This is a genomic window from Leptotrichia sp. OH3620_COT-345, assembly GCF_003932895.1.
Lineage (GTDB): Bacteria > Fusobacteriota > Fusobacteriia > Fusobacteriales > Leptotrichiaceae > Pseudoleptotrichia.
In genome coordinates, this window is record NZ_RQYW01000083.1 from 1 (window position 1) to 683 (window position 683).

Here is a 683-nt window from a genome sequence, read left to right on the forward strand (position 1 = left end):
ATGCTATACTTGGACTAATGAACAACATAATAATAAATAAAGATAATATAATCATTTGCTTCTCCCCTTGTCTTATAGCAGTAGTAGGAATCGAACCTACGTTTACCATTAGACTATACTGCTAACTATGACTAACTATCAGTAGCTGGCATCTTATTATAGAGCAGTAGGGAATCGAACCCTACACCACGTTAGTACACCTTATTACTCTAACCAGCTGTCACTTAGTTATGCCTGTGACACTTTAATACACTAGGACTTTCGTTAGCTGATATAACCGTGCACCAGTTATCTGTATAGTTGTGCCATAGCTTAACACTTCGTCTATGGACTATACACCACTCATCAGGATAGCTGGACTCGAACCAACACTACATGTTCCCAAAACACGCATGCTACCATTAACACTATATCCTGTTACTATATGCCATAATACGCTCAATACCTAGAACTATAACTTATAACATATAATAAAATAAAGGAGAACACGAACAGTAGGAATCGAACCCACGTTTACAGGTTTGGAATCTGTAGCATTACCATTATACTATGTTCGCTAGATACAAAGGGCTGTTAGTTGCTAGTACTCATTTAATCAAACAGTATGCTTTACAGTTTGCACCCTATGCTTGGCTGTCAACTCTATGACATTTAAGTACCGTCAATCAGTACACCTATTCTTT

General features: G+C 37.3%; 2 tRNA genes. Both read right to left on the reverse strand.

Annotated features, from left to right (window positions below):
• Positions 1-345: 345 nt before the first annotated feature.
• A tRNA-Pro gene (locus EII29_RS11430) sits at positions 346-417 on the reverse strand.
• Between the two features lie 69 nt (positions 418-486).
• Positions 487-557, reverse strand: a tRNA-Trp gene (locus EII29_RS11435).
• Positions 558-683 lie beyond the last annotated feature (126 nt).